This is a genomic window from Myxococcus sp. AB025B (assembly GCF_006518215.1).
Lineage (GTDB): Bacteria > Myxococcota > Myxococcia > Myxococcales > Myxococcaceae > Myxococcus > Myxococcus fulvus.
Genome location: NZ_SRLW01000145.1, coordinates 1 through 25,012 on the forward strand (window position 1 = coordinate 1; position 25,012 = coordinate 25,012).

The 25,012-nt window shown below is 70.7% G+C and carries 21 protein-coding genes; 10 read left to right on the top strand and 11 right to left on the bottom strand.

The genetic code is table 11. The features are described 5' to 3' along the window. The 6 genes from FL311_RS23400 to rimO form a co-directional block, all read left to right on the top strand. The coding region (locus FL311_RS23400; protein ID WP_141328076.1) for a tetratricopeptide repeat protein at window positions 1-2,746 on the top strand (2,746 nt) is incomplete at its 5' end. A gap of 108 nt (window positions 2,747-2,854) precedes the next feature. Then, complete coding sequence (locus tag FL311_RS23405) at window positions 2,855-3,217, top strand: hypothetical protein (RefSeq protein ID WP_141328078.1); 363 nt, start codon at window positions 2,855-2,857, stop codon at window positions 3,215-3,217. A 105-nt stretch (window positions 3,218-3,322) separates the two neighbouring features. Next, window positions 3,323-4,963, top strand: coding sequence for a ribonuclease J (locus FL311_RS23410; protein ID WP_141328079.1), 1,641 nt, complete (start codon window positions 3,323-3,325; stop codon window positions 4,961-4,963). 24 nt (window positions 4,964-4,987) lie between these two features. Beyond that, the gene (locus FL311_RS23415; protein ID WP_046711562.1) at window positions 4,988-5,485 is read left to right on the top strand and encodes a YajQ family cyclic di-GMP-binding protein; all 498 of its coding nucleotides are present in this window, start codon (window positions 4,988-4,990) and stop codon (window positions 5,483-5,485) included. 8 nt (window positions 5,486-5,493) lie between these two features. Then, window positions 5,494-6,609 carry a hypothetical protein gene (locus tag FL311_RS23420; RefSeq protein ID WP_141328082.1) on the top strand — a complete coding sequence of 372 codons (1,116 nt, stop codon included), beginning with the start codon at window positions 5,494-5,496 and terminating at the stop codon, window positions 6,607-6,609. Window positions 6,610-6,615: 6 nt separating this feature from the next. Beyond that, window positions 6,616-8,040, top strand: a complete 1,425-nt coding sequence (gene rimO / locus FL311_RS23425; protein ID WP_141328084.1) for a 30S ribosomal protein S12 methylthiotransferase RimO — start codon at window positions 6,616-6,618, stop codon at window positions 8,038-8,040. Between the two features lie 284 nt (window positions 8,041-8,324). Here rimO and FL311_RS45270 read toward each other — a convergent pair whose 3' ends face one another. The 6 genes from FL311_RS45270 to rplU form a co-directional block, all read right to left on the bottom strand. Continuing rightward, entirely contained in the window at window positions 8,325-10,070 is a 1,746-nt protein-coding gene (locus FL311_RS45270) for a hypothetical protein (RefSeq protein ID WP_228557021.1), read from the bottom strand. Beyond that, window positions 10,042-10,899, bottom strand: coding sequence for an outer membrane lipoprotein carrier protein LolA (locus FL311_RS23440; protein WP_194869340.1), 858 nt, complete (start codon window positions 10,897-10,899; stop codon window positions 10,042-10,044). The genes FL311_RS45270 and FL311_RS23440 overlap by 29 nt, the downstream gene beginning before the upstream one ends. Window positions 10,900-10,976: 77 nt before the next feature. Continuing rightward, entirely contained in the window at window positions 10,977-11,657 is a 681-nt protein-coding gene (locus tag FL311_RS23445) for an RNA methyltransferase (protein ID WP_046711558.1), read from the bottom strand. Between the two features lie 4 nt (window positions 11,658-11,661). Beyond that, window positions 11,662-13,092 (bottom strand): GTPase ObgE, encoded by a 1,431-nt coding sequence (gene obgE / locus FL311_RS23450; RefSeq protein WP_141328086.1) that lies wholly within the window; start codon window positions 13,090-13,092, stop codon window positions 11,662-11,664. Between the two features lie 128 nt (window positions 13,093-13,220). Continuing rightward, a complete protein-coding gene (rpmA, locus tag FL311_RS23455) occupies window positions 13,221-13,493 on the bottom strand; it encodes a 50S ribosomal protein L27 (protein WP_046711556.1) in 273 nt (90 codons plus the stop codon). Window positions 13,494-13,531: 38 nt separating this feature from the next. Beyond that, window positions 13,532-13,840 carry a 50S ribosomal protein L21 gene (rplU, locus tag FL311_RS23460; RefSeq protein WP_141328088.1) on the bottom strand — a complete coding sequence of 103 codons (309 nt, stop codon included), beginning with the start codon at window positions 13,838-13,840 and terminating at the stop codon, window positions 13,532-13,534. A gap of 250 nt (window positions 13,841-14,090) precedes the next feature. Here rplU and FL311_RS23465 point away from each other — a divergent pair, with 250 nt between their 5' ends. Then, window positions 14,091-14,450, top strand: coding sequence for a hypothetical protein (locus FL311_RS23465; RefSeq protein WP_141328090.1), 360 nt, complete (start codon window positions 14,091-14,093; stop codon window positions 14,448-14,450). 38 nt (window positions 14,451-14,488) lie between these two features. Here the strand turns inward: FL311_RS23465 and FL311_RS46325 are convergent, their stop codons facing one another. Continuing rightward, window positions 14,489-17,677 carry a protein kinase gene (locus FL311_RS46325; RefSeq protein ID WP_368668584.1) on the bottom strand — a complete coding sequence of 1,063 codons (3,189 nt, stop codon included), beginning with the start codon at window positions 17,675-17,677 and terminating at the stop codon, window positions 14,489-14,491. Window positions 17,678-17,954: 277 nt separating this feature from the next. Here FL311_RS46325 and FL311_RS23480 point away from each other — a divergent pair, with 277 nt between their 5' ends. After that, window positions 17,955-18,917 (top strand): isopenicillin N synthase family oxygenase, encoded by a 963-nt coding sequence (locus FL311_RS23480; RefSeq protein ID WP_141328092.1) that lies wholly within the window; start codon window positions 17,955-17,957, stop codon window positions 18,915-18,917. Window positions 18,918-18,971: 54 nt separating this feature from the next. Next, the gene (locus tag FL311_RS23485; RefSeq protein ID WP_228557022.1) at window positions 18,972-19,988 is read left to right on the top strand and encodes a carbon-nitrogen hydrolase family protein; all 1,017 of its coding nucleotides are present in this window, start codon (window positions 18,972-18,974) and stop codon (window positions 19,986-19,988) included. Between the two features lie 199 nt (window positions 19,989-20,187). Here the strand turns inward: FL311_RS23485 and gatB are convergent, their stop codons facing one another. From gatB to FL311_RS23505, 4 genes are read right to left on the bottom strand one after another with little or no spacing between them, the layout of a single operon-like run. Next, window positions 20,188-21,627 (bottom strand): Asp-tRNA(Asn)/Glu-tRNA(Gln) amidotransferase subunit GatB, encoded by a 1,440-nt coding sequence (gatB, locus tag FL311_RS23490; RefSeq protein ID WP_141328094.1) that lies wholly within the window; start codon window positions 21,625-21,627, stop codon window positions 20,188-20,190. Between the two features lie 20 nt (window positions 21,628-21,647). Then, complete coding sequence (gene gatA / locus FL311_RS23495) at window positions 21,648-23,114, bottom strand: Asp-tRNA(Asn)/Glu-tRNA(Gln) amidotransferase subunit GatA (RefSeq protein WP_141328096.1); 1,467 nt, start codon at window positions 23,112-23,114, stop codon at window positions 21,648-21,650. 18 nt (window positions 23,115-23,132) lie between these two features. Beyond that, window positions 23,133-23,420 (bottom strand): Asp-tRNA(Asn)/Glu-tRNA(Gln) amidotransferase subunit GatC, encoded by a 288-nt coding sequence (gene gatC / locus FL311_RS23500; protein ID WP_141328098.1) that lies wholly within the window; start codon window positions 23,418-23,420, stop codon window positions 23,133-23,135. A gap of 28 nt (window positions 23,421-23,448) precedes the next feature. Next, window positions 23,449-23,778, bottom strand: a complete 330-nt coding sequence (locus tag FL311_RS23505) for a zf-TFIIB domain-containing protein (protein WP_141328100.1) — start codon at window positions 23,776-23,778, stop codon at window positions 23,449-23,451. A 179-nt stretch (window positions 23,779-23,957) separates the two neighbouring features. On the opposite strand from FL311_RS23505, the gene FL311_RS23510 reads away from it, so the two are divergent. After that, on the top strand, window positions 23,958-25,012 hold a 1,055-nt coding region (locus tag FL311_RS23510; RefSeq protein ID WP_194869341.1), incomplete at its 3' end, for a DNA translocase FtsK 4TM domain-containing protein.

A 25,012-nucleotide genomic window follows, 5' to 3' on the forward strand; every position in this document is an offset into this window, starting at 1 on the left:
GGTCGCGCCGCCACCTGGCTACAGCCAGCGTGTGCCTCGCCCATCGTCGGAGCCGCCATCCATCGAGGCTCCCTCGCGGACGCTCGTCGGCCGCTATCACATCCTCGACAAGCTGGGCTCGGGCGGCATGGGCGTCGTCTACAACGCCTACGACCCGGAGCTGCACCGCCGCGTCGCCATCAAGCTGCTCCACCCGAGCGCCAACACCGTGGTCCGCGCCGACGGCGCGACGCGCCTGCTGCGAGAGGCCCAGGCCATGGCCCGCCTCTCCCACCCCAACGTCGTCTCCGTCTACGACGCGGGCACCTTCGCCGGCCGCGTCTTCATCGCCATGGAGCTGGTCGACGGCGTGTCCCTGCGCCACTGGCTGCGCGCCACGGACCACTCCTGGCGCGACGTCCTCGACCTCTTCCGCCAGGCCGGCAAGGGGCTCGCCGCCGCGCACGCCGCGGGCCTCGTCCACCGTGACTTCAAGCCCGCCAACGTGCTCGTCAGCCGCGACGGCCGCGCCCAGGTGACCGACTTCGGACTGGCGCGCAACAGCGCGGACCAGGACGCCGCCGAGGAAGGCCGCCCCACCGCGCCCTCCCAGCTCGCCCTGAGGCGCGAAGACCTCCTGGAGTCCCCGCTCACCGAGGCGGGCCTCGTCATGGGCACCCCCGCGTACATGCCGCCCGAGCAACACGAGGACGGACGCACCGACGCGCGCGGAGACCAGTTCAGCTTCTGCGCCTCGCTCTACGAGGCCCTCTACGGACAGCTCCCCTTCGAGGGCAAGGCCGCCAGCGTCTACCTGCGCGAGTCGCTCGCCGGCAACGTGCGCCCACCTCCGCGAGGCAGCCGCGTCCCCGCGTGGTTGCTGCGCGCCATCAGCCGGGGACTCGCGCCCACCCCCGACGCCCGCTACCCCTCCATGGAGGCCCTGCTCACAGAGCTGAGCAAGGACCCGTCCGTCATCTGGCGACGCCGGGGCATCATGGCCGCCGGCGTGCTCGTGCTCTACGGCGCCATCGGCGTCGCGTGGTGGATGGGCAATCGCCGTCACGCGCCTTGTCTGGAGGCAGGGGCGCGGCTGACGGGCATCTGGGACGCCTCGCGCAGGGACGCCGTGAGCAAGGCGTTCTCCGCCACCCACAAGCCCCAGGCCCCCGAGCTGCTGTCGCGCGTGACGCAGAGCCTGGACACCTTCGCCCAGGACTGGACGCGCATGCACCTGGAGGCCTGCGAGGCCACCCGTGTGCATGGCCACCAATCCGACGCGGTGCTGTCGCTGCGCATGGCGTGCCTGGAGCGGCGCCGCTCGACGCTCGACGCCGTGGTGGGCGTGCTCGCGCAGACGGACGAAGCCTCCTTCGCCACCGCGCTGGACGCCGCCCAGCGGCTGCCCTCCGTCGACGACTGCGCGAACGTGGACGCCCTGCGCCTGGGCCTCCCCGAGTCGAGCGAGCAACGCCAGCGCGTGGAGCGCCTCCGCGCCGGACTGGACCGCACCACCGCCCTGGTGGACGCGGGCCGCTACGAGCAGGCCCACACGGAGCTCCAGGCGCTGCTCGTCCAGGCCCGCGCGCTCGGCTACCGCCCCGTGCTCGCGGAGGCGCTGGAGCTGGAGGGACGCCTGGGCCTGGTGCTCGGAGACGAAGCGCGCGCGCAGAAGGCGCTGCGAGAGGCCCTGCTCCTCGCCCAGGCCACGCGCCATGACGAGGTCGCCGCGCGCGCCGCCGCCCGCTGGGTCACCACCCTCTCGCGCTCCCCCGAGCTCGAGGAGTGGGGCGTCGCGCAGGCCCGCGCCAGCATCGAGCGCGCGGGGGGCGCCCCGGAGCTGGAGGCCCTGCTCCACACGAGCCTCGCGCGCAACGCGTTCTTCCGCGGCCAGTACGCCGAGGCCGCGGAGGCCTTCGGTCGCTCGGCGGCCCTGCGCGAACAGGCGCACGGCCCCGAGCACCTGCTCACGCTCGAGTCCCTGCGCAATCAAGCCTCCGCCCTCTCCCGCACCGATGAGACGGAGCGCACCTCGAAGCTGCTCCACCGCGTGCTCGACCTCACGAAGGTGGTGATGGGGCCCGACCACCCCCAGACGGCCCTGGCCGCCAACGCCGTCGGCTATCACCTGACGCTCCGCCGCCGCTTCGACGAGGCCCTGCCCTACCTGCGCCAGGCCATCACCCTGGAGGAGCGCGCCATGGGCCCCGACAGCGCGACGCTCAGCTATCCCCTCAACAATCTCGCCACCGCATTGGAATCGCTCGGTCGCTTCACGGAGGCACGTCCGCTGCGGGAGCGTGCCCTCGCGCTGGACCTGAAGACCCACGGCGCCACGCATCCGGAGACCGCGTCCGACTGGGCGCTCCTGGCCCAGCTCGCGTTGAGCGAGGGACGCACGCGCGACGCAGTGGAGCTGGCCCGCAGCAGCGTGAGCGCCTACGAGGCCTTCCAGAAGGACCACCCCGACCAGGCCGCGCCGCTGACCACGCTCGGCCTCGCGCAGCTCGCGCTGGGACGCACCCGCGAGGCCCGGGCCACGCTGGAGCGCGCCCTCTCCCTGCGGGCCACCACGCCGGGCCTCGGAGAGGACCTGGCCGCCACCCGCTTCGCACTCGCCCGCGCCCTCGGCACCGCCGAGTCCTCCCGCGCGCGCTCGCTCGCGCAGCAGGCCCTGGGCTTCTACGAGGCCACGCCGGACCTCTGGACCGCCGAGGCCCGCCGCGTCCGGGACTGGATGAGCACCGGCCCCGTGTCACGTCCCTGAAAAGCCAACCCTCGAAAACCATCCCAAGCACCTTCGCGCCGGCCTCGCCCGATACTCCCCATGCAAGCCTTTTCACTGAAGGCACCGCACGCGATGGGGGATTGCGTCATGAGCATCGACAAGCCATCGAAGTCCGCCGCCAGGATGGGTCCACGCCCGGCCACCTCGAAGCCCACTCCCCCGGCGCCCCGGCCCGCGTCACCGAAGACGGGAGCACCCTCGACCCCTCGCCGGGACAGGTTCGACGGGCACAGGCTGGAGGGCGCGGGGCTCCCCATCCGACTCTCCGGGCAGCCCCCTCGGCCGTTCCTGAGGCTGCCGCTCAGGCCCTGGACGCCTCACTCGAAGCTGGAGCCCTGGAGCGGCGTCGCCCAGAAGCCCTGGCTGCGCTACCCGGACCTCTTCGGCACCGGCGCCACCGCCCGGCCCGCGTCGCCCTGCGGCTGCGGCCTGCCCATCCGTCTCTCCTAGGCCGCCCGCCGTCCAGGTTCATCGCCGGGGTCCGCGGCCCCTTCATGGATGTCACGGCGAAACTTTCCACCGCGCGAGGCGGGGTGAGTCCTTAGACTCCCCCAGATGCTTCAAGTCATTCCCCTGGGCGGCCTGGGAGAAATCGGCCTCAACTCCCTGGTCATCGCCTGCAACGGGGAGATGCTGCTCATCGACGCGGGCCTGATGTTCCCCTCCGAGGGGATGCCCGGCGTCGACATCATCATCCCGGACTTCACCCACCTGAAGCAGAACGCCGCCTGCCTCAAGGGCGTGGTGCTCACGCACGGCCACGAGGACCACCTGGGCGCGCTGCCCTACCTGCTGGGCGAGGTGAAGGTGCCCGTGTACGGCACGCGCTTCACGCTGGCCATGGCGCGCCACCGGCTGGACGAGCTGGGCGTGGAGGCGGACCTGCGCGAAATCGAGCCGCGCGAGCCGTTCAACGTCGGCACCATGTTCAAGGTGGAGGCCAGCCGCGTCACGCACACCGTGCCGGACGCGGTGGGCTTCATCATCCGCACGCCCGAAGGCACCTTCATCCACACCGGCGACTTCAAGCTGGACCCGGACCCCATCGACGGGCTGCGCACCGATTTGGAGCGCTGGGGCGAGGCTGGCGAGGAGGGCGTGCTGTGCCTCTTGTCGGACTCCACCAACTCCGAGCTGACGGAGGAGACCGGCAGCGAGCGCGTGGTGGAGCAGACCTTCGAGCGCCTGTTCCAGGGGGCCACCGGCCGCATCGTCGTGGCCCTGTTCTCCTCCAACCTGCACCGCGTGCGACACCTGCTGGCGCTCGCGGAGAAGCTGGGGCGCAAGGTGGCCCTGCAGGGCCGCAGCATGCAGCGCAACGTGGAGATGGCGCGGCAGCTGGGCTACCTGGACGTGCCCGACTCGCTCTTCGTGCACCTGGACACGGTGCCGCTGCTCCCCGCCCAGCGCGTGCTCGTGCTCACCACCGGCGCGCAGGGAGAGCCCCGCGCGGGCCTGTCGCAGCTCGCCTCCGGTGACGGGCCGCTGAAGGTGGGCCCCGGGGACCTGGTGGTCCTCAGCTCCCGCCCCATCCCCGGCAACGAGCGCGGCGTGGGGGCGTTGATCGACCAGCTGCACTGGCGGGGCGCGAAGGTCGTGTACGCCCAGGTGGAGCCCGGCGTCCACGTGTCCGGCCACGCCAGCCGGCCCCAGCAGCAGCGCGTGCTGGAGCTGGTGCGCCCCAGCCACTTCATCCCCGTCCACGGTGAGGGCCGCCACCTGCACCGACATCTGGCCACCGCCCGCGAGGCCGGCCTGGAGCCCGCGCAGTGCCTGCTGGCCCAGGACGGCGACGTCGTGGGCTTCGAGGAGGGCCGAGGCCGCTTCACCGGGAGCGTGCCCTCCGGCCGCATCTTCAAGGACCGCTTCGGAGGCGGCATGGTGACACCGGACACACTCCACGAGCGGGTCCGCCTGTCGGAGACGGGGCTGGTGGCCGCCGTGGTGGTGCTGCAGCGGGGCACGCAGCAGCTGGTGGGCGGCCCCCAGCTGTCGGGCCAGGGCCTGTCGCTGGATGAACAGGTGCTGCTGCCCCGGGTGGCCCAGGACGCCCGGGCGCTCTTCGAGGAGCTGTCCGTCCAGCTGCGGGGCGACGACGCCCTGGTGCGAGAGGAACTCACCCGGGTGGTGCGCCGTGCGTTCCGGCTGTACAGCTCCAAGCGCCCCCTGGTGGTGCCCATGGTCGTCAGGGTGTAGGTGTGTTAAGCGCCGCTGTTGCCCATGCCCTCGTTCGACGTCGTCTCGAAAATCGACATCGCCGAGCTCGACAACGCGGTCAACCAGACCAAGAAGGAGCTCAGCACCCGCTATGACTTCCAGGGTGCGCAGGCGGACGTAGTCATCGCCCCGGACAACACGGCCATCACCGTGAAGGCCAACAGCGAGGACCACGTCAAGGCCGCCAAGGTCGTCCTGCTGGCGAAGCTGGCCAAGCGCAACATCAGCTTGAACGCGCTCGACTACGGCGACATCGAGAAGACGGGCCTGCACAACGTGAAGCAGGTCATCAAGCTCCAGCAGGGCATCCCGGTGGAGAAGTCCAAGGAGCTGGTGAAGCTCCTCAAGGATTCGAAGATGAAGGTGCAGGGCTCCATCCAGGCCGACCAGCTGCGAGTCACCGGGAAGAACCGGGACGACCTCCAGGCCGCCATCGCCCTGTTCCGCAAGGAGCAGGACCGGCTGAAGCTGGACATGCAGTTCACCAACTTCCGCGATTGATAGAAGCCATGCGAGTCGCTGCCCTGTCCCTCTGCTGTCTGCTCTGTGTCCCGGCCATTGCCTCCGCGCAGGACGAAGCCCTTCCCCCGCCCCGGCCGTCCAAGCTGGTGCCCAACATGTCCAAGCCGCCGAAGCTGCAGGGCGGCCTGAAGGGCTTCGCCTCGCCGCTGACGCTCAAGTCCACGGACGTGTCCGGCGCCAGCGCGTCGTTCACCGCCAAGGTGGGCTTCCGCAAGGACACGCTCTACGTGGGCGTGGACGCCAAGGACGACCAGCTGCTCGCGGGCGACACCGTCACGCTGTCCCTCTACTTCCCGGACACGGGCCCGCTGACGACGGGCTACACGTGGCGCTTCGGGTTCGACGGCAAGCGGGACTCGGGCGCGACCAGCGGGACGCCGGAGTTCGCCCAGCAGAAGGTGAACGGGGCGGTGGAGCGCCGGGGCACCACGCTGTCGCTGGTGGCGGCGGTGCCGGTGCGCGCGCTGCCGCGCTTCCCCTCCGTCGACCCGATGGTGATGGACGTGTGCATCACCTACGAGGACCAGGACGGCGAGGGCAAGGGCGTGCCCGTCTCCAACTGCCAGAGCGGCACCATGGTGGGCGAGGCGCTGCGGCTGCCGGACGAGCCTCGCAAGGCGCTCAAGCTCAAGCCGCCCGAGTCCGTGACGGCGCTGGAGCCCGCGGCCACCGGCTGGCTGGGGTGGGACCTGCTCAGCTACCCGGCCTGGGCGCAGGGGGACGAGGAGCTGTCCCCCGAGTCGCTGCGCGAGCTGGTGGTGGGCAAGCCCGTGGACGCCAAGTCGGTGAACGTGAACGTCCCCGAGTCCCTCAGCCTGACAGGCGAGCTGTCCTTCGTGACGGTGCTCTCGGGGAAGAATCCATATGCCGTCGCGGGTCAATGCGACGCCGAGACGGAGCTGCGGCTGGGGCTCTACCTCGTGACGGGGAAGACGGCGCGGCGGGTGCTCGAGTGGCCGGCCGCCACCTGCGCGCTGGGGCGCGCGTCCTCGGTGGAGCTGGACGAGGAGGACGGGCTGACCATCCGTTACTCGAACGGCGCGATGATGAACTTCGTTTGGAGTGGGGACCACTTCACGCGAACCGAACTGGGAAGCAGGTAGACCGCAGTGGAAACCACCAAGAGCCTGTACATGATGACCCTCGGCTGCCCGAAGAACCGGGTGGACTCCGAGGTGATGCTCGGCACGCTGAAGCACCGCGGCTACACGCTGGTGCAGGAGGCCTCCGAGGCGCAGGTCATCGTCGTCAACACGTGCGCCTTCATCGGTCCGGCCAAGCAGGAGTCGGTGGACTCCATCCTGGAGATGGCCGAGCTGAAGAAGTCGGGGAGCTGCAGCACGCTGGTGGTGACGGGCTGTCTGTCCCAGCGCTACGGCGAGGAGCTGGCGAAGGAGATGCCGGAGGTGGACCACTTCCTGGGCACCAGCGCGTACGCCCAGATTGGCGACCTGCTGGCGGCCGAGGCGTCGCCGCGTCAGGTGATTCCGGACCCCGACTACATCCACGACGCCGACACGCCGCGCATCAACTCGATGCCGAAGTACACGGCGTACCTCAAGGTGTCCGAGGGCTGTGACAACGCCTGCGCGTTCTGCATCATCCCCACGCTGCGCGGCGGGCAGCGCTCGCGCACCATCGAAGACATCGTCATCGAGGCGCAGCGGCTGGCGGACAGCGGCGTGCAGGAGCTGAACCTGGTCGCGCAGGACCTCACGGCGTACGGGCATGACCTGCCGGGCCGCCCGAAGCTGCATGATTTGCTCAAGGCGCTGGTGAAGGTGGACGTGCGGTGGATCCGCCTGCACTACGCCTACCCGCGCGTGTTCCCTGACGAGCTCATCGAGGTGATGGCGGCGGAGCCGAAGATTGCCCGCTACCTGGACATGCCGGTGCAGCACGTCAGCGACAAGCTGCTCTTGTCGATGAAGCGCGGCCGCAACTCGGAGTTCCTCAAGGGGCTGCTCACCAAGCTGCGCGAGCGCGTGCCGGGGCTGGTGATGCGCACGTCGCTCATCGTGGGCCTGCCGGGTGAGACGGAGGAGGACTTCGAGATGTTGAAGGAGTTCGTGAAGACGCAGCGCTTCGAGCGCCTGGGCGTCTTCCAATACTCCGACGAGGAGGGCACGGCGGCGTACGACCTGCCCGACAAGGTGCCGCAGAAGATCATCGAGCGCCGGTGGCGCGAGGTGATGGCCATCCAGAAGCGCATCAACCGCGAGCAGAACAAGAAGCTCGTGGGCAAGCGGCTGGAGGTCCTGGTGGAGGGCCCGGCGCCGGAGACGGAGCACCTGCTGGTGGGTCGTCACCAGGGGCAGGCGCCGGAGATCGACGGTCTGGTCTACATCAACGACGGCCTGGCGTACCCGGGTGAGCTCGTCACCGTGGAGGTGACGGAGGCGCACGACTACGACCTGGTGGCGCGCGTGGTGGAGCGGCCGGACCCGAAGCAGCGTCAGCACGTGGCGCGTGACGCGCACCCGGCCCCCGTGCCGGTGGTGCCCGCGCCCCGGCCTGTGACGCGGCTGGAGTAGACGTGAAGCATCCCGGGCCGCGCGCCTTTCGCGACGGGGCCCGGGCGTCTGGCTGCCTTGGGTGAGGTGCCTGGAGGGAGCGTGGCTCCTCGGCCCCCCGCGCCTCGGGGCAGCTCACCGTACTCGCGACGGGGCCCCGAGGAAGGAGCCGGTGACTGGAGGGAGCGAGGCTCCTCGACAGTGCCGCGCCGTCGCGAGGCCACCGGCCCGTCATGCGCTACAGGTCGCGCCCGCTCACGCGGGTGCACGGGGCCTCGGCTCGTGTCACGCGAGCCCGCGCGCGACTACCGAGGGTCCTCGGGCTCCAGCTCGCGCTCCTCGGGCGGGGGCTCGCGAGAGGACTTCTTGCGGGATGGCGCCGCGACGCCTTCTCCGAGCGGCGTGGGCTGGCACTCGCACACCGTGCGGCGCGTGGCCGTCTCGGTGACGAAGGCGCATGCCGTGGGGCACTCGGGCTGACGGGCCTCCTCGTAGAGGGACAGCCGGAAGTCCTTCGCCTGCGTGAGCGCGGCGTGGCACGCGGGCAGCGATTGCGCCAGGGAGGGCCAGGGCAGACGGTGCTGCGTCGTGAGACCTCGGCTGGTGGCGGGGAAGCTCAGGCCCACCGCGCAGCCCGACTCCAGTCGCTGCCCCTCCGCACCCACCGGCTCCAGATGCACCCGGCCTCCCTCTGGGAGGTCTCGGAACACCGCGCCGACCACGGAGACCGTCCCGTCCGGCTCGCGGCGCACATGGAGCCCGTAACAGGCCTCCTCGCTGAAGACACCGTGTGCATCCGCGCAGCGCTGGCGCGGTGTCAGCCGTGAAGATGGAGCTCCCGACGGGCTGGAGGCCTCCCGAGAGACCTCCGTCGGTGTAGCCGCCGGCCCGGGCTTCGATACAGCAGGAGCGGCGTTATGCGTGCCCTCCAACTCGACTACAGGTCCTGGCGTTGGCGTGGAGAGGCCGTCGGGACGAGCCCCCTTCGACGAGGCGCCTCCTCCCGACGCGATGCCCGAGTCGGGAGAGCTGCCCTGCATCCGCCCCGCCCTCTCCACCTCGTCCGGGCCGGGCGCCTCGGTGCCCCTCGACACTGAAGCCTCGGACGCGAGGACCCGGGGCCTGCGCAGCACCAGCACCCCGCCCTTCGCGTCCAGCGTCGCGGTGAAGCGCCCCCAGACATCCGGGCCCAGCCGGCCGAGGCTGCTCGGTGAGTCCCATCGCCCCGCCGCTTCGACGACGAGAGGCCGCACGCCCACGCCCTCCGCGACGTCCACCGAGTCCACCGCGAAGGTGCGCGGCGGCAGGTTCGCCGCCGTCTCCAGCGGCTGCAGCCCCTGCGCCTCCGCGGGCCCCAGCGCAAGGCGCGAGAAGGGCTCGCGCGTCGACAACACGAACGGGCCCGTGAGCTCCGACTCCCCCTGTGCCACCCGAGCGGCCAGCAACGGCCAGTCTCCCACCGGCTCGCGGCTGAGCTCCACGCGGTGGACCTCCCGCGCCGCGTCCGACGCGGAGGTCTCCGCCACATACGCCTCCCGCGACCGAGAGGCCGTGAAGGTCACCTCGCGACGCAAGGGGTCCACGTTGAGCGCGTAGGGCTCCAGCACGTCCGAGCCCAGCGTCACCGAGCAGGGCTTCTCCCCGGACACGCCCGCCGTGCGCAGCGGCACCGAGGCTCCGCGCACCGTGAGCGCGGGCAACGGCACCACCGGCCAGGCACGAAAGCCCCCGGCGATTTCGGGCGCGCGCACGGTGCCCTCGGGAGGAGGGATGCCGCCCTCGAAGCACTCCTGGGAGACCATCGACAGGGGCCGCGCCACGTCCAGGACCACGGGCACCGTGCGCGTCCCCAGCTTCCCCGCCACCGTGAGCCTCAACGCGGGCGAGGCCAACAGAGGCAACGTGCGGCCCACCAGCCCCTCGGTCCGGGACGACGGGCCGGATGCCACCTCCCGGTGACATCCCGAGCCCACCACACCCAGACACAGCCAGAGCAGGAACGCGCCGCGCACGCCGCGCAGGTTACTGCTTCTTCTGCTTGGTGAAGTCATCCACGCGCGTGTCGTCCGGGACATCCAGCTTGAAGCTGTCCGCGGACAGGCCCACGTTCGTCTTCAGGTTCACGAAGGAGATGGTGTTCTCGCTGCCATCCGGGTCCACCACCGTGCTCTTCAGCACCTGGGCCGACGCCGGGTCCACCTCCAGCCGGACCTGCTTGAAGCGCGGCTCGTCCTTCAGCGGGTTCAACACCAGCAGCGTCCCCTTGCAGTCCTTGCAGGCGCCCTTGGTGATGGCGAACTCGTCCGCGAGCCGCCCCTGGCCGAAGAGGAACGTCACCGACGCGGACAGCTGGCTGGTGTCCACGCTGGCCACCGTGAGCGACTGGGCCGCGGGGTCGTACGCGTAGACCTTGTTGCCGGCCAGCACGAAGGTGCGCGCGGAGGGCGTCTGGTACTCCCACCGCATCAGCCCCGGCTTCTTGTACGTGACGACGCCCTCGGACGACTGCGTCCGGCGGAAGGTCTTGTACTTGTAGTCCTGCTTGAAGCTCGCCCGGAAGTCGCCCGTCTTCTCGTAGAACGCCTGCATCCGGTCGACGAGCGTCTTCACCTCGGGCGTCATCGGCGTGGCCGGCTTCGCCGCGGGCTTCGTCTCGGCGGCCGGCGCGGGCGTCGTGGCCGGCTTGCCCGGCGCCTGCGCGGGAGCGGCCGGATTCACACCGGAGGGCGCCGGAGTCTTCGCCGCCTCGGACGGGGTCACCCGGGGCTTTCCAGCGCCCGCCGGGGCTCCCTGGGCCACCGTGGCGGCCGGAGCGGGAGCGGAGGACTGCGGCACGGCTTGCGCGGACAGGAGCGTGGCGAGCAGGGTTTCCAGGAACATGGCGTGCGTCTCCAGGAGGGCAGGTAGGCCCCCGGCGTCCATCTACCCCATACCGACGCGCCCCGGGGGGCCGGCATTCATGGCTGCTTCTTGAAGAGCCGCTTCCTCTGTTTGATGGCCAGCACGTAGAAGCGCTCGCGCAGGGCCTGCGCCTCCTCGGGCGGCAGGTCCCCCGAGCCGCCTTCCAGGTGCTCGTCCCGCCAGGCAATCGCCCGGCTGACGCACGCCGAGGCGGCCGCGGAGATGTTGAGGCTCTGACTGAAGCCCTTCATCGGCACCCAGAAGGTGCCGTCCACGGCGTTGAGCACGTCGTCGCTGACGCCGTAGCGCTCGTTGCCGAGGACGATGGCCACCTTCTGGTCGAAGCGCAGCGAGTAGAGGCTGGTGGCGCCCTCGCGGATGGCCGAGGCGTACAGCTGGAAGCCCCGCGACTTCAGGTGCTCGCGGCACTCGGCGAAGGACTTGTACAGCTTCACGTCCAGCCACTTGTCACAGCCCTGGGCCACCCTCGAGTTCGGCAGGAAGGGGGCCTCCGGGTTGATGACGACGTGCACCTCCTGGACGCCCATGGACTCGCAGGTGCGCAGCACCGCGGCCATGTTGAAGCTGTCCTCCAGCCGGTCCAGGACCACCGTGAAGTTGCGCGTGCGCTGGCTGACGACGCGGTCGATCTTCTCCTTGCGCACGTCGAGGAGGAACTGCTCGGGCTCCAGCTTGTCCTTCTCGAAGCGCTCGTAGCGAGGGCCACCACCGGACATCGGATCAGCGCCTCCCGCCCGACTTCTTCGCCGGGGCCTTCTTCGCGGCCGGCTTCTTCGCCGGAGCCTTCTTCGTGGCGGCCTTCTTCACCGGAGCCTTCTTCGCGGCGACCTTCTTCGCCGGGGCCTTCTTCGCGGCGGCCTTGGTGCTCTTCGCGGCGGCCTTGGTGCGCTTCGCGGCCGGCTTCTTCGCCGGAGCCTTCGCGCTCTTCGTGGCCGGCTTCTTCTTCGCGCTGACGGCCTTCTTCGCCGGAGCCTTCAAGCTCTTCGCCTTGGCGGCCTTCTTCGCCGGGGCCTTCTTCGTGTTCGGAGCCTCGTCGCCCGAGAACGCCTCGCGCACCGCCGCGATGGTCGCCCTGGCCACGGAGGCCCCGGACTTCCTCGCCGCGCCCTTGGCCCGAGGCGGCGCCTCCACCTGGAGCTTGTCGGTGCGGCCGGTGAACAGCACCTCCGCCACCGCGTCCATCAGCGCCTGCATCCCCTCGCCCGTGGCGCACGACACCGGGAACACGCGGATGCCGCGCTCTCGCAGGGCCTCCGTGAAGGGCCCCAGCCGCGCCTGTGCGTCCGGCAGGTCCTGCTTGTTCGCCGCGACGACCTGGGGCCGCCTCGACAGCTCCTCGCTGTACTTCTCCAGCTCCCGGTTGAGCACGTCGAAGTCGTGCAGCGGCTCGCGCCCCTCGCCCTCCGCGCCCATGTCGATGAGGTGGATCAACACCTTGCACCGCTCCACGTGCCGCAGGAACTGGTGCCCCAGGCCCACGCCCTCGCTGGCGCCCTCGATGATGCCGGGGATGTCCGCCATGACGAACGACAGGTGGTCCTTGTACTGGACCATGCCCAGGTTGGGGGCCAGCGTGGTGAACGGGTAGTCGGCGATCTTCGGCCGCGCCCGGCTCACCCTCGAGATGAACGTGCTCTTGCCCGCGTTGGGGAAGCCCAGCAGACCCACGTCGGCCAGCAGCTTCAGCTCCAGCCGTAGCGTGAACTCCTCGCCCTTCGTCCCGTCCTGGGCGAAGCGCGGCGTCTGCCGCGTCGAGGTCGCGAAGTTCATGTTGCCCAGGCCGCCCCGCCCGCCCTTCGCCGCCTCGAAGACCTGCCCCGGCTGGCTCAGGTCCACCAGCAGCTCCTCCGTGGCGTGGTCCTTCACGAGCGTACCCACCGGCACCTTGAGGATCATGTCCTCCGCGGCACGACCGTTACAGTCGTTGCCCATGCCGTGCTCGCCGCTCTTCGCGCGATGGTGCTGCTGGTAGCGGTAGTCGAGCAGCGTGGTCAGCTGCGGATCCGCCACGAAGATGACGGAGCCACCGTTGCCGCCGTCACCGCCGTTGGGCCCCCCGCGCTCGATGAACTTCTCACGGCGGAAGGACACACAACCGTTACCGCCATCGCCCGCCTTCACGAAGATGCGGACCTCGTCGACGAACTTCATGAAAGCTCTCCTGAAAAACGCAGAGCGGGCCGCCTCGGCGTCCTGTGCGCCAGAAGGCGCGGGGACGGGAGAAGCGACCCGCTCGTGGATGCCGCGCGGCGACCGGCCCTCAGGGGACCGGGAAACCGTCAGGCGCTGGGCTGCTCAGCGGCCGGGTAGACCGAAACCTTCTTGCGGTCACGGCCCAGGCGCTCGTACTTCACCACGCCGTCCACCACCGAATAGAGGGTGTAGTCGCGGCCGAGCTTCACGTTGGCGCCCGCGTGGATGACCGTGCCGACCTGGCGAACCAGGATGCTGCCGGCCGAGACCTCCTGGCCTCCGTACACCTTCACGCCGCGGTACTGCGGATTGGAATCGCGACCGTTGCGCGAAGAACCCTGACCTTTTTTATGGGCCATGACACCTTGCTCCTGAAGTTGAGGTGAAACCGTCCGGACTAGCCGGAGATGGAGGTGACCTTCACCTCGGTATACGGCTGACGGTGGCCACGGCGACGGGTCCAACCCTCCTTCTCCTTGCGGAAGTGGAGGACGCGGCGGTGCTTGTCCTGCGCCAGGACCTTGCCCACGACGCGAGCGCCGGAGACCGTCGGCTGGCCCACCTTCGGGCTGTCCGTACCGCCCAGCAGGAGAATGTCGGTGAAGGACACCTCGGCCCCGATGTCGCCGGCGATCTTCTCGATCCGGAGGACATCGCCCTCGGCGACGCGATACTGCTTTCCGCCCGTGCGAATCACTGCGTACATCGTCTAACCCCTGTCAGCTTCGGGTTGGGTCAACCCGTGGAATCGGCCGCGCATTTCGGACGGACGGGCCGCCCTAGCGCAAAGGACGGCCGGATTTACGGGAGATGCCCTGGGGAGTCAAGACGGATGCTGGATCATCTCGTCCGGCGGTGCAGATTGCCCCCGCGCCCAGGAGCCCCTACCTGAGGGTCCGGCCGAAAACGCCCGGCCTCACACCGTCCTACCATCAACCCCCGGGGGGAATTCCACAATGAAGAAACTCATGTACGGCCTGGTGGCCGCCGGCACCCTTTTGTTCGGCGTCGGCTGTGGCGGCGACGACGTCTGCGACGACCTGGCCGACGCGAGCCGGGCGGTGAACGATCAGACGGAGGCCTGTGGGACCGACACGGGGATGGACGAGGAGGACTTCGACAAGGGTCGCTGCGAGGACGCACTGGAGGCCTGCTCGGACAGCGACAAGGACCGCCTGCGGGACGTGGCGGACTGCATCCGGGGCCTGCCCGATTGCCGGGTGGGCGCCGAGATGGAGTGGGTTGATCAGTTCAGCGCCTGCTTCCAGCGGGCAGAGGGCCTGAGCGCCGCTTGCGCCGCGGCGGCCGGTGGGTAGCCCGCCGTCCGAGCTGGTGGCACCGGGCCCGGCTCCCCTCAGGGGGGCCGGGCCCTCTCGTTCGAGGGCTCCGCGGCGGCGCCCCGGGCGTCCAGCGCGCGACGGACGCTGCGGTAGCGGTGGTGGAGGCTGGACTCCAGGGGGTCCAGGGCGAGGCCCCGCTCGTAGGTCTCCAGGGCGCGGGCGAGCTGGCCCTCGCGCTCCAGGGCGGAGCCGGACAGGTAGTGCACGCGCGCCATGCCCGCGGACTGGGGCCGCCGGGTGAGGAACTCGCGGCGGAGGGACTCCAGCTGCTCGGACGTGAGCCCTGCCTCCAGGCAGCGCGCGACGCCCCGGTGATTGCCCCGCCAGGCGTCGTACAGCGCCCGCTGTGTCACGGTGCCCAGCACCTCCCCTGCTTCGTGCAGCCGGGTGAGCACCGAGTCGAGCAGCAGGGACTGCGCGGAGGACAGCGGACGCTGTCGCAGGGACTCCAGGGTGGCTCGGGCCTCGCGGGTGCAACGGCGCAGGGAGCCCATGTCCAGGTCGGGGGGGACGGCCAGCACGGCGTAGTGGTCCCCCGTCAAGCGGGCCCGGTAGGCCTCCAGCACGCGGGCGGCCTCCGTGTCCTCCGAAGGTGAGGCGGCCGCGGGCGGAGCCACCCGTCTGCCAGGACCCGCGCGCAGGAGTGCGTCCACGGAGGACTTGAGGGCCAGGGTGGCCTCGATGAACTGGACGCCGAAGCCGGTGGGCATCCCCCAGACCTGGGCCTGCTCCGCGGGCACGTGGCGCACCACCTCGCAGACGACGGACTGCGGGCCCGACTCCAGCTCCAGCACGAGCGGCAGTCGCGCGAACAGCGGTGGCAGCAGGCCGTCGCTGCGCAGGAACAACCCACCGCGAGACAGGTCGGACGCGGTCAGCCAGACCGGCGTCTCGCCCGGGCGCAGCACGACGCGAACGGGAAGCTCCACCGTGCGCGGCCGGGCGGCTTGTGAGACTTCGCTGGGGCTGGGCTGGGCGCTTTCGACGGAGGGATGGAGGACCGGAGGTGAAGCGCCCGAAGCGTGCTGGACGGCGGCACCCCAGTTCCGGGAGGCGAGGCTCGCGACCGGGGACCAGGGCGCGACGGAGTCCTCCGACGCTGCGACCCCCTTCGGCGTGGGGACGGGAGGACCGCTCCGTCCGGACGACAGCGGAGCAGCCGACGCGCGGTGGTTCGGTGTGGCGGGCATCGGAGCATCGCGTCTGTCGGATGATGGGCGCCCGGAGGGCGCGACCTCGGACGCTCGGGGTGGGCTGCCCGGGGACGACGGACGACGAGCCTCCGCCGGCATCTCGTCGGTGCGTGGACAAGCCATCCCTGACGGGGAAGGACGACGAGCCTCCTCTGCTGGCTTCGCGTCGATGGACGGTCGGACCTGTGCATGAGGCGATGGCGAAGGACGACGAGCCTCCGCTGCCGGCTTCGCGTCGATGGACGGCCGGGACTGTGCGTGGGGCGATGGCGAAGGACGCCGGGCCCCCGCTGACTTCTCGCCGACGGACGGTCGAGCGTGCCCATCCTGCGACGGGGCGGGGCTTCGAAGCTCCGCCGACTTCTCATCACTGGACGGTCGAGCCTGTCCCGTCGACGACGGCGAAGGACGTCGAGAGTCCTCAGGTCGCGCCTCGACGGACGGCCGAGCCTGCATCGGGGCAGGCCCAGCCCCCAGCGACATCGCGCCTATCGGCGAGTGAACCGGCACCGGCGGCGACGGACGCGCCCCCGGTGGCATCGCGCCCACCGGCGAGTGAACGGGCACAGCCGGAGATGGGCGCGCCCCAGATGGCACCACTGCCATCGACGATGGCATGGGCACGGACGGCGACGGACGCCCCCCCGCTGGCATCGCCCCCACCGGCGATTGCACGGGCACGGATGGCGACGGACGCGCCCCCGCTGGCATCGCCCCCATCGGCGATTGCACGGGCACAGGCGGAGACGGACGCGCCCCCGCCCCCCTCGCATCCACAGGCCGCGACACCTGGGCGCGCGGCGACGGTCGCGGGCCTCCCGACATCGACACCTCGCCCACCGCGTGCACGAGTCCCGGCGGCGAGAGACGGGCCTCCTCGGACCGTGCCCCGTGCTGCTTCGCCCCCTCCACAGGCCGGGCCCCAGTCGGCTTCACGCCCTCCACGGGCCGGCCCTGTCGCGGCGCCACACTCCCGTTCGACACGGGCTCGGGAAGGTCCGTCTCCAGCATCACCGGCACGGGAAGCGCGTTCCTCCCCTCGCCCGCCACGGGCCCCGGCCCCGCCACGGGTGCGGGAACACTCCGGGCTCGAACAGCGGGCTCCACGGGCCGCGCCTGCCGCGACCGGACATGGAGTTCCTCGGCCAGCGCCCCCTCCAGCGCCGCACGCAGGAGCGCCGCCGTCGCGTACCGTTGCTCAGGCGCCTTCTCGAGCGCGCGCAGGATGACCCGCTCCAACGCCACGGGCACGGCCGCATGCACGGACCGGGGCGGCGGCGGCGCCCGCATCTGATGCGCCACCAACTGCGCCGTCAGCCCCTCGTCCTCGAACGGCAGCCGCCCCGTCACCAGCTGATACGCAATCACCCCCAGCGCATACAGGTCCGCGCGGCCATCCACCCGTCGACTCAGGGACTGCTCGGGCGCCATGTACTCGGGCGTGCCCACGATGATGCCCGCGTGGGTCTGCGGCATGTTCGCGTCCGCCAGCTTCGCGATGCCGAAGTCGAGCACCTTCACGAACGGCGTGCCCCGCCCGCGCCGCACCAGGAAGACATTGTCCGGCTTCAGGTCGCGATGGACGATGCCGCTCAGGTGCGCCGCCTGCAGCGCGTCGCACACCTGCGAGAGCACCGACACCACCGCCGGCGCCGGCAGCGGCGAGCCGACCCACGCGGACAAGGGCGCCCCATCCAGATACTCCATGATGAGGTACGGCCTGGGCGGCCCCGCGTTCAGGTCGAAGATGCTGACGATGTTCTCGTGGCCGATGACATTCACGGCCCGCGCCTCCGCGTGGAAGCGCTGCACCAGCTCCGGGTACGTCGCCAGGTGCTCGTGCAGCACCTTCACCGCCACCCGGCTGCCGATGGACACGTGCTCGCCCAGGTACACCGCGCCCATGCCCCCTCGGCCCAGCCGACGCACCAGCCGGAAGCTCCCCAGCTTCGTGCCCACCAGCGGGTCCACCTCCACGGAGACGGACGAACAGCGGGGCCGGGCGGGCACGCTCTCGCCTTCGGCTCGGACCAGCGTCGAGCATGACGACGCCGACCCATGTCGGTGGCCGCACGCCTCGCACGCATCAGCGCTGCTCTCCTGGGCCATGCCACTCCCCCGGGCCTGCCCAGCTAATCTGGACATTCACGTCCAGGCGGGGCCACTGCCGGCCTCCGGTGATGTCGGCTGGCGAAGTGGGCTCTCGCGCCGCGGTGCCAGGAGACGGTCCTCCGGCGGACGCTGAAGGTGCCGACAATCCATCACGCTCGATTAGAGTGCGGCGCCCATGTCCGGAACCTCACGCCGCATCCCCCTCATCGACCTGTCCCACTACCGCACCGGCACTCCCACCGAGCGAGCCCGCTTCGTCCAAGTCTTCGGCGAGGGTCTGCGTGAGTTCGGCTTCGTCTCCGTGGTGGGGCATGGCATCGACGATGGCCTCATCCGCCGCACCTACTCGGACATCGAGAAGCTCTTCCAGCTCCCCGAGGACGTGAAGACGCGCTACGCGGTGCCGGAGCTCGCCGGCCAGCGCGGCTACACGGGCTTCGGCAAGGAGCACGCGAAGGACCGCAAGGTGGGGGACCTGAAGGAGTTCTGGCACGTGGGCCGCGAGCTGCCCGAAGGCCACCCGTACCTGAAGCACTACGGCGCCAACGTGTGGCCCGGCGAGGTCCCCTCGTTCCGCGAGCACGCGCTCGCCCTCTTCCGCGAGCTGGACGGCGCCGCGAGCGTGATGCTCCACGCGCTGGCCGAGTTCTTCGGCGTGGCACGCGACACGTTCAGCGGCATGGCCACGGAGGGCAACTCCGTGCTGCGCCTCATCCACTACCCGCCGCTGAAGGAGCGCTTCATCCCCGGAGGCGTGCGCGCCGCCGAGCACGAGGACATCAACCTCATCACCCTGCTGTGCGAGGGCACCGCGTCCGGCCTGGAGCTGCTCACGCGCGATGGCGAGTGGCTGCCGGTGGACACGCTGCGAGGGCAGATCGTCGTGGACTCGGGCGACATGCTCAGCCGCGTGACGAACGAGATCATCCCCGCCACCACGCACCGGGTGGTGAACCCGAAGAGCGCGGACGAGGACACCGTCCGCTACTCGCTGCCCTTCTTCGTGCACCCCTACTCCGACTGCGTGCTGGAGCCCCTGCCCTGCACCCAGACGCCGGAGAACCCCGCCCGCCACGGGCCCATCACCGCCGGCGCCTTCCTGCAGCAGCGCCTGCGCGAGAACGGGCTCATCAAGTAGTCCCTCACCGCCCGGTGTCCGACGCGCGCGTCCCACCGGGCATTGGATGTACTCGTGGACGAAGCACGCCTGCCCACGCATGTGGAGCTGTTCGCCCTCCAGCCGCGCATCGCGCTGGAGGACTACGCCTCCGCCTCCTCCTTCACCGCGAGGCACCGCGCGCTCGCCGAGCGGGTGGACCGCCTGCGGACCCGCGACGAGGCAGGTCGTCCGCGCCATCCCGCCCTCGCCGTGTGGCCCGAGTGGGTGGGCGCGCCGCTGGAGCTGCTGGGCCAGGTGCGGCGCGTGCGGCGCCACACGACGGTGAGGAGCGCGCTGCGACGGGTGGCGCGCGCGGAGTGGTGGGACGTGTGGCGCACGTGGAAGGAGCTCCACCCGCCGACGATGGTGGAGTGCCTGCACGCCACGCTCGCGTCGCGCGTGCACCGCGTGATGCACGAGACCTTCTCCGCCATCGCCCGGGACTTCGGCCTGTGGGTCGTCGCGGGCAGCGCGTTGCTTCCCGACAACCGCCTGACCAAGGACGGCCCGGACTTCGAGCCCCGAGGCGCGCGCATCTTCAACACCAGCCACACCTTCTCACCCGAGGGTGTCCGCGTGGCCACGGCGCGCAAGGTGAACCTCCTGCCTGCGAGCGAGGACCGCCTGCGCCTGAGCCCCGGCCGGCCCGAGGACTTGACGCTCATCGACACGCCGTTCGGCAGACTGGGGACACTGCTTGGCTACGACGGTGCCGCGCGACCTCGCACGTCGAAGGAGCCCTGGTTCGTCCCCTGCGCACAGTACCTGGACGCATGGCGCGCGCAGGTGGTGGCCCATCCCTCCGCGCATCCAGGGGACTGGGATGAACGCTCGCTCGACGAGGGACTCTTCGGGCAACTCCCGGGCCTGCGTCACGTCCGCTACACCGTGACGGCGCAGCTCGCGGGTGAGCTGTTCGACCAACGCTTCGAGGCGCCCTCGCTCATCGTCGAGCGCACAAGCGAGGGAACGACGCGAGTCCTCGCACGAGCGGAGCCTTCACGAGCCGATGAAGTGCTTCACGCGCTCGTACCGGTCTGCGCCGCCTGACGAGCGCCAACCCGAGGCACGTCCTCGCAAGGTGATGAGCGCGTCACGCGCTCGCGCCCTGAACATCGCCTCCAACGCGCGACGGTCCTCGTGAGGCGAGGGTCGGCGTCCTGCGTTCACGCATCGGCGCCGACCCAAGCCAACCCACGACGGGCCCTCACGCATGCGGAGCCCTTCTTGCGGAAGAGGGCTCGCGTCGTCAGTCGCCGAGCTTCTTCTTCAGCAAATCATTGACGAGCGCGGGGTTGCCCTTGCCCTTCATGGCGCGCATCACCTGCCCCACGAAGAAGCCGAACACCTGCTTCTTGCCCGCGCGGTACTTCTCCACCTCGCCCAGGTTCTTCGCGAGGATGTCGTCCACCACCGCCTCGATGGCGCCCGTGTCGCTCACCTGCGCCAGGCCCTTCTCCGCGACGATGTCCGCGGGCGCGGCGCCCGTGCGGAACATCTCCCCGAGCACGTCCTTGCCCGCGTTGCCGGACACCGTGCCCTGGTCCACCAGGGTCAGCAGCTCCGCGAGCTGTGCGGGCGTGAAGCGCAGCTCGCCCACGGTGGTGCCCGACTCCTTGAGCAACCGCAAGAGCTCGCCCTGGAACCAGTTGGAGAGCTTCTTCGCGTCCGGGTAGCGCTGGGCGCACGCCTCGAAGAAGTCCGCGAGCGGGCGCTCCGTGGTCAGCAGGCGCGCGTCATACGCGGGCAGCCCGTACTGGCTCACGAAGCGCTGGAGCTTCGCGCGCGGCAGCTCGGGCAGTGACCTGCCCACTGCCTCCACGACCTCCGTCGTCACGTGCAGCGGCGGCAGGTCCGGCTCCGGGAAGTACCGGTAGTCGTGCGCGTCCTCCTTGCTGCGCATGGAGCGAGAGACGCCCTTGTTGGGGTCCCACAGCCGCGTCTCCTGGTCCACCTTCCCGCCGGACTCGATGACGTCCACCTGCCGGGCAATCTCGTACTCGATGGCCTGCTTCACGAAGCGGAACGAGTTGAGGTTCTTCAGCTCGCAGCGCTGGCCGAACGTGTCGGAGCCCTTGGGCATCACCGACACGTTGGCGTCGCAGCGGAAGCTGCCCTCCTCCAGGTTGCCGTCGTTGACGCCCAGGTACACGAGGATGTCGCGCAGCGCCTTGAGGTACTCCACCGCCTCGTCCGCGTCGCGCAGGTCCGGGTCGCTGACAATCTCAATCAGCGGGACGCCCGCCCGGTTCAGGTCCACCAGGCTCTGGCCCCCGTCCCCGTCGTGCACGCTCTTGCCCGCGTCCTCCTCCATGTGGATGCGGCGGACGCGGATGACCTTCTCCCCCCGCGGCGTCTCGATGGCCAGGCGCCCGAACTCGCAGATGGGCAGGTCGTACTGGGTAATCTGGTAGCCCTTGGGCAGGTCCGGATAGAAGTAGTTCTTCCGGCTCCACACGCTCCTGGCGTTGATGCGGCACTCCAGCGCGAGCCCCGCGCGGATGGCGAAGTCCACCACGCGCTCGTTGAGCACGGGCAGCACGCCGGGCATGCCCAGGCACACCGGACAGGTGTTCCGATTGGGCTCGGCGCCGAACGCGGTGGAGCAGCCACAGAAAATCTTGGACTGCGTGAGGAGCTGCGCGTGGACCTCGAGGCCGATGACGGGCTGGAAATCGCTCACGGGCATGGCGGTGTCACCAAGCGGCCCTACGCCGGGACAGGCGCGAGGCGGCGGAAGAAGTCGTGCTCACGCTCGAAGGCCCGAGCGATGCGCAGCAGCAGGGCCTCGTCGAAGGCCCGCCCCAGCACCTGCAACCCCACCGGCAGCCCCGCCTTCGTGAAGCCGCAGGGCACCGACAGGCCAGGGATGCCCGCCAGGTTGCAGGGCAGCGTGTAGACATCCATCAGGTACATCGACAGCGGGTCATCCACCTTCTCCCCCAGCTTGAACGGCGCCACGGGGGAGATGGGGGCCACCAGCGCGTCCACGCCCTGGAAGGCGCGCGTGAAGTCCTCGCGGATGAGCGTGCGGACCTTCTGCGCGCGCAGGTAGTAGGCGTCGTAGTAGCCGGCGGACAGCGCGTACGTGCCCAGCATGATGCGGCGCTTCACCTCCGGCCCGAAGCCCCGCTCGCGCGTCTGCGCGTACAGCTCCTTGAGCCCCCGCGCGTCCTTCGCGCGCAGGCCGTAGCGGATGCCGTCGTAGCGCGCCAGGTTGCTGGACGCCTCGGCGGGCGCGATGAGGTAGTACGTCGCCAGCGCGTACGGCGTATGCGGCAGCGACACGTCCACCAGCGTCGCGCCCAGCCGCTCGTACTCGGCCAGCGCGGCGCGGACGGCCGCCTCCACCTCCGGGTCCATGCCTTCGGCGAAGTACTCGCGCGGCACGCCCAGCTTCAGCCCGCGCACCCCGCTCTCCAGCTCCGCCGAGTAGTCCGGCGTCTTCGCCGGCGCGCTCGTCGCGTCCAGCGGGTCGTGCCGCGCGATGACCTGCAGCAGCGCCGCCGCGTCCGCCACCGTGCGCGTCATGGGCCCCGGCTGGTCCAGCGACGACGCATACGCGATGACGCCGTACCGGGACACCCGCCCGTACGTGGGCTTGAGCCCCACCGTGTTGGTGAAGGCCGCGGGCTGACGGATGGAGCCGCCCGTGTCCGTGCCCAGCGCGCCGAACACCTCGCGCGCCGCCACCGCCGCCGCCGAGCCTCCCGAGGAGCCTCCCGGCGTGCGAGTCACGTCCCAGGGGTTGTGCGTCGGGTGGTACGCGCTGGACTCGTTCGAGGAGCCCATCGCGAACTCGTCCAGGTTCAGCTTGCCGACCAGCGGCAGCCCCGCCTCCTTCAGCAGCCGCACAACCGTCGCGTCCAGCGGCGGCACGAAGCCCTCCAGCACGCGCGAGCCGGCGGTCGTCTCCACGCCCTCGGTGAGGAACAGGTCCTTGAGCCCCACCGGCACGCCGTCCAACGGGCTCGCCGGGGTGCCCGCGCGCCTCCGGGCGTCGCTCGCCTCCGCGGCCGCCAGCGCGCCCGGCTCGTCCACGCGCAGGAAGGCGCGAATCCGCGGGTCCACCTGTTGGATGCGCGCCAGGCACGCGCGGGTGGCCTCCACGGAGGACACCTCGCCCGCGTCCAGCTTCCGCGCGAGCTCCAGCATCGTCAGGTCCGTCAGCTGCATGACGTGGAACCCCTCCGGCTAGTCGATGATCTTCGGCACCGCGAAGGAGGTCCCCGACTTCGCCGGGGCGTTGGCCAGCACCTTCTCCGGCGGCAGGGAGGGCCGCGTCACGTCCTCGCGGAGCAGCGAGGCCGTGAGCGTGGCATGCGAGGTGGGCTCCACGTCCCCCACGTCCAGGGTCTGCAACTGCGCCACCGCGTCCAACACCGCCGACAGCTGCGTGGCCAGGCGCTGCTCCTCTTCAGGAGTCAGCGCCAGCCGCGCCAGCGTGGCCACGTGTCGCACCTGCTCGAGCGTGAGGGCCATGCCCGCAGACCTCCTCGGGACCTCGGGTCTACTTCTTCTTGAAGAGGTTCAGGATGGCGCCCATCACCTTGCCGCCACCCTCGTGCCCGTGCTGCGCCACCATCTGGTCCAGCTCGCCGGCGTCCAGGAAGACTCCGCCGCAGTTGAAGCACGTCTCCAGCTCGACCTTGCCCTGCTTGAGCGTCTGCAGGTCCATGCCGCACTTGGGGCACTTCATCCAGTGGAGCTTCTTGAGCTCGTCGCGCTGGGCCTGGGCCGTGTCGGCGGCCTGCTGGAGCGCAAGCTTCCGCTTCTTCTCAATCTCCTCGCGGGCGAAGTACTCCTCTTCGCTCGAGGACGGCTTGTCGTTGTCTGCCATGGCGATGTACCTCCAGGAAATCGTTGCGGCACCATACCCCCTCTGGTGCAACGCGCAGCCGAAATGTAGGCCCCCTGTCCGGCAGCCGGAAAATTGACCGGACCCCCTCCCTCCCTACACTCGTCGCGGGCATTGCTACAGCCCGCTACGCGGCTGAGACGCGCAGAGGGAAGAAGGTCATGACGGCGAAGAAGGGTCGGGCGGAGAAGGCAGTGCTGTCCCGGCAGGAGATCGCGACGCGTCGCAAGGCGCTCGCGGACAAACGGCGCAAGGCGGGGGTCGACGGCGGCGACGGCACGACGGCCCGAGCCATCACCGGTGTCTTCCTGCTGGCGGCGTCCCTGCTGTCATTGTTGTCGGTGGCCACGTTCGACGCCCATGACCGGGTCGGACCGGGCTTCCGCAACGCGGTGGGCCCCATGGGCCACCTCATCGCGGAGACCCTGCGGGGGATGCTCGGCGTGTGCGCCTACCTGGCACCCGTCGGAGGCGTCTACGCCGCGATGGTGCTCTTCGTGGGCAGCCGCGAGCGCAAGCGCGGGCCGCAGCTCGTCAGCCTCGTGCTGCTGACGGCGAGCGTGGCCGTGCTGGCGCAGCTCATCTTCGCCGGCGACAAGGGCTGGGCACACCCGCCCGGCGGCGCGCTGGGCGCGAGCCTGGGCGGCGTCATGGAGGGGCTGTTCTCCACCGTCGGCACCGTCATCCTCGTCACCGCCATCAGCGCCGCGGCGCTCATCGTCGGCACCCAGTACACGTTCTTCAAGCTGTGCTCGCTGGTGTGGGCCGGACTGTGCGTGCTGGGCCGCCGAGTCTCCGAGTCCGCCGAGGCCTTCTGGGAGCAGCAGAAGGTCGCCTACAAGGCCCGCCAGGAGCGCGCCGCCGAGGAGAAGCTCGAGGAGGCCGCCTTCCTCGCGCAGATTGAGGCCGACGAGGAGGAGCTCGCCGAGGCCGAGCGCGCCGCCGAGGAGGCCGAGGCCGCCGAGGCGGAGGCCATGGCCGAGGAGGCCGTGCGCCTGGCCCGTCAGAACGAGAAGGAGCAGGCCGCCGCCGCGAAGCTGGCCCTCAAGGAGGCTCGCGAGAAGGAGAAGCTGGAGAAGCAGACGCGCAAGGCCCTGCCCCTGCCCGAGGACACGGACTCGCTGCCGCCCACGTCCTCGCCGCCGGTGCCCGCCGAGCGGATGCTGCCGCGCATCGCGGAGAAGCGCCCCGCCCCCGGCGCGGACCCGGCCTGGGC

Coding starts and splice junctions, on each gene's coding strand:
- FL311_RS23405 (WP_141328078.1), top strand. CDS start 2,855: ATGAGCATCGACAAGCCATCGAAGTCCGCCGCCAGGATGGGTCCACGC.
- FL311_RS23410 (WP_141328079.1), top strand. CDS start 3,323: ATGCTTCAAGTCATTCCCCTGGGCGGCCTGGGAGAAATCGGCCTCAAC.
- FL311_RS23415 (WP_046711562.1), top strand. CDS start 4,988: ATGCCCTCGTTCGACGTCGTCTCGAAAATCGACATCGCCGAGCTCGAC.
- FL311_RS23420 (WP_141328082.1), top strand. CDS start 5,494: ATGCGAGTCGCTGCCCTGTCCCTCTGCTGTCTGCTCTGTGTCCCGGCC.
- FL311_RS45270 (WP_228557021.1), bottom strand. CDS start 10,070: ATGACTTCACCAAGCAGAAGAAGCAGTAACCTGCGCGGCGTGCGCGGC.
- FL311_RS23440 (WP_194869340.1), bottom strand. CDS start 10,899: ATGTTCCTGGAAACCCTGCTCGCCACGCTCCTGTCCGCGCAAGCCGTG.
- FL311_RS23445 (WP_046711558.1), bottom strand. CDS start 11,657: ATGTCCGGTGGTGGCCCTCGCTACGAGCGCTTCGAGAAGGACAAGCTG.
- obgE (WP_141328086.1), bottom strand. CDS start 13,092: ATGAAGTTCGTCGACGAGGTCCGCATCTTCGTGAAGGCGGGCGATGGC.
- rpmA (WP_046711556.1), bottom strand. CDS start 13,493: ATGGCCCATAAAAAAGGTCAGGGTTCTTCGCGCAACGGTCGCGATTCC.
- rplU (WP_141328088.1), bottom strand. CDS start 13,840: ATGTACGCAGTGATTCGCACGGGCGGAAAGCAGTATCGCGTCGCCGAG.
- FL311_RS23465 (WP_141328090.1), top strand. CDS start 14,091: ATGAAGAAACTCATGTACGGCCTGGTGGCCGCCGGCACCCTTTTGTTC.
- FL311_RS23480 (WP_141328092.1), top strand. CDS start 17,955: ATGTCCGGAACCTCACGCCGCATCCCCCTCATCGACCTGTCCCACTAC.
- gatB (WP_141328094.1), bottom strand. CDS start 21,627: ATGCCCGTGAGCGATTTCCAGCCCGTCATCGGCCTCGAGGTCCACGCG.
- gatA (WP_141328096.1), bottom strand. CDS start 23,114: ATGCAGCTGACGGACCTGACGATGCTGGAGCTCGCGCGGAAGCTGGAC.
- gatC (WP_141328098.1), bottom strand. CDS start 23,420: ATGGCCCTCACGCTCGAGCAGGTGCGACACGTGGCCACGCTGGCGCGG.
- FL311_RS23505 (WP_141328100.1), bottom strand. CDS start 23,778: ATGGCAGACAACGACAAGCCGTCCTCGAGCGAAGAGGAGTACTTCGCC.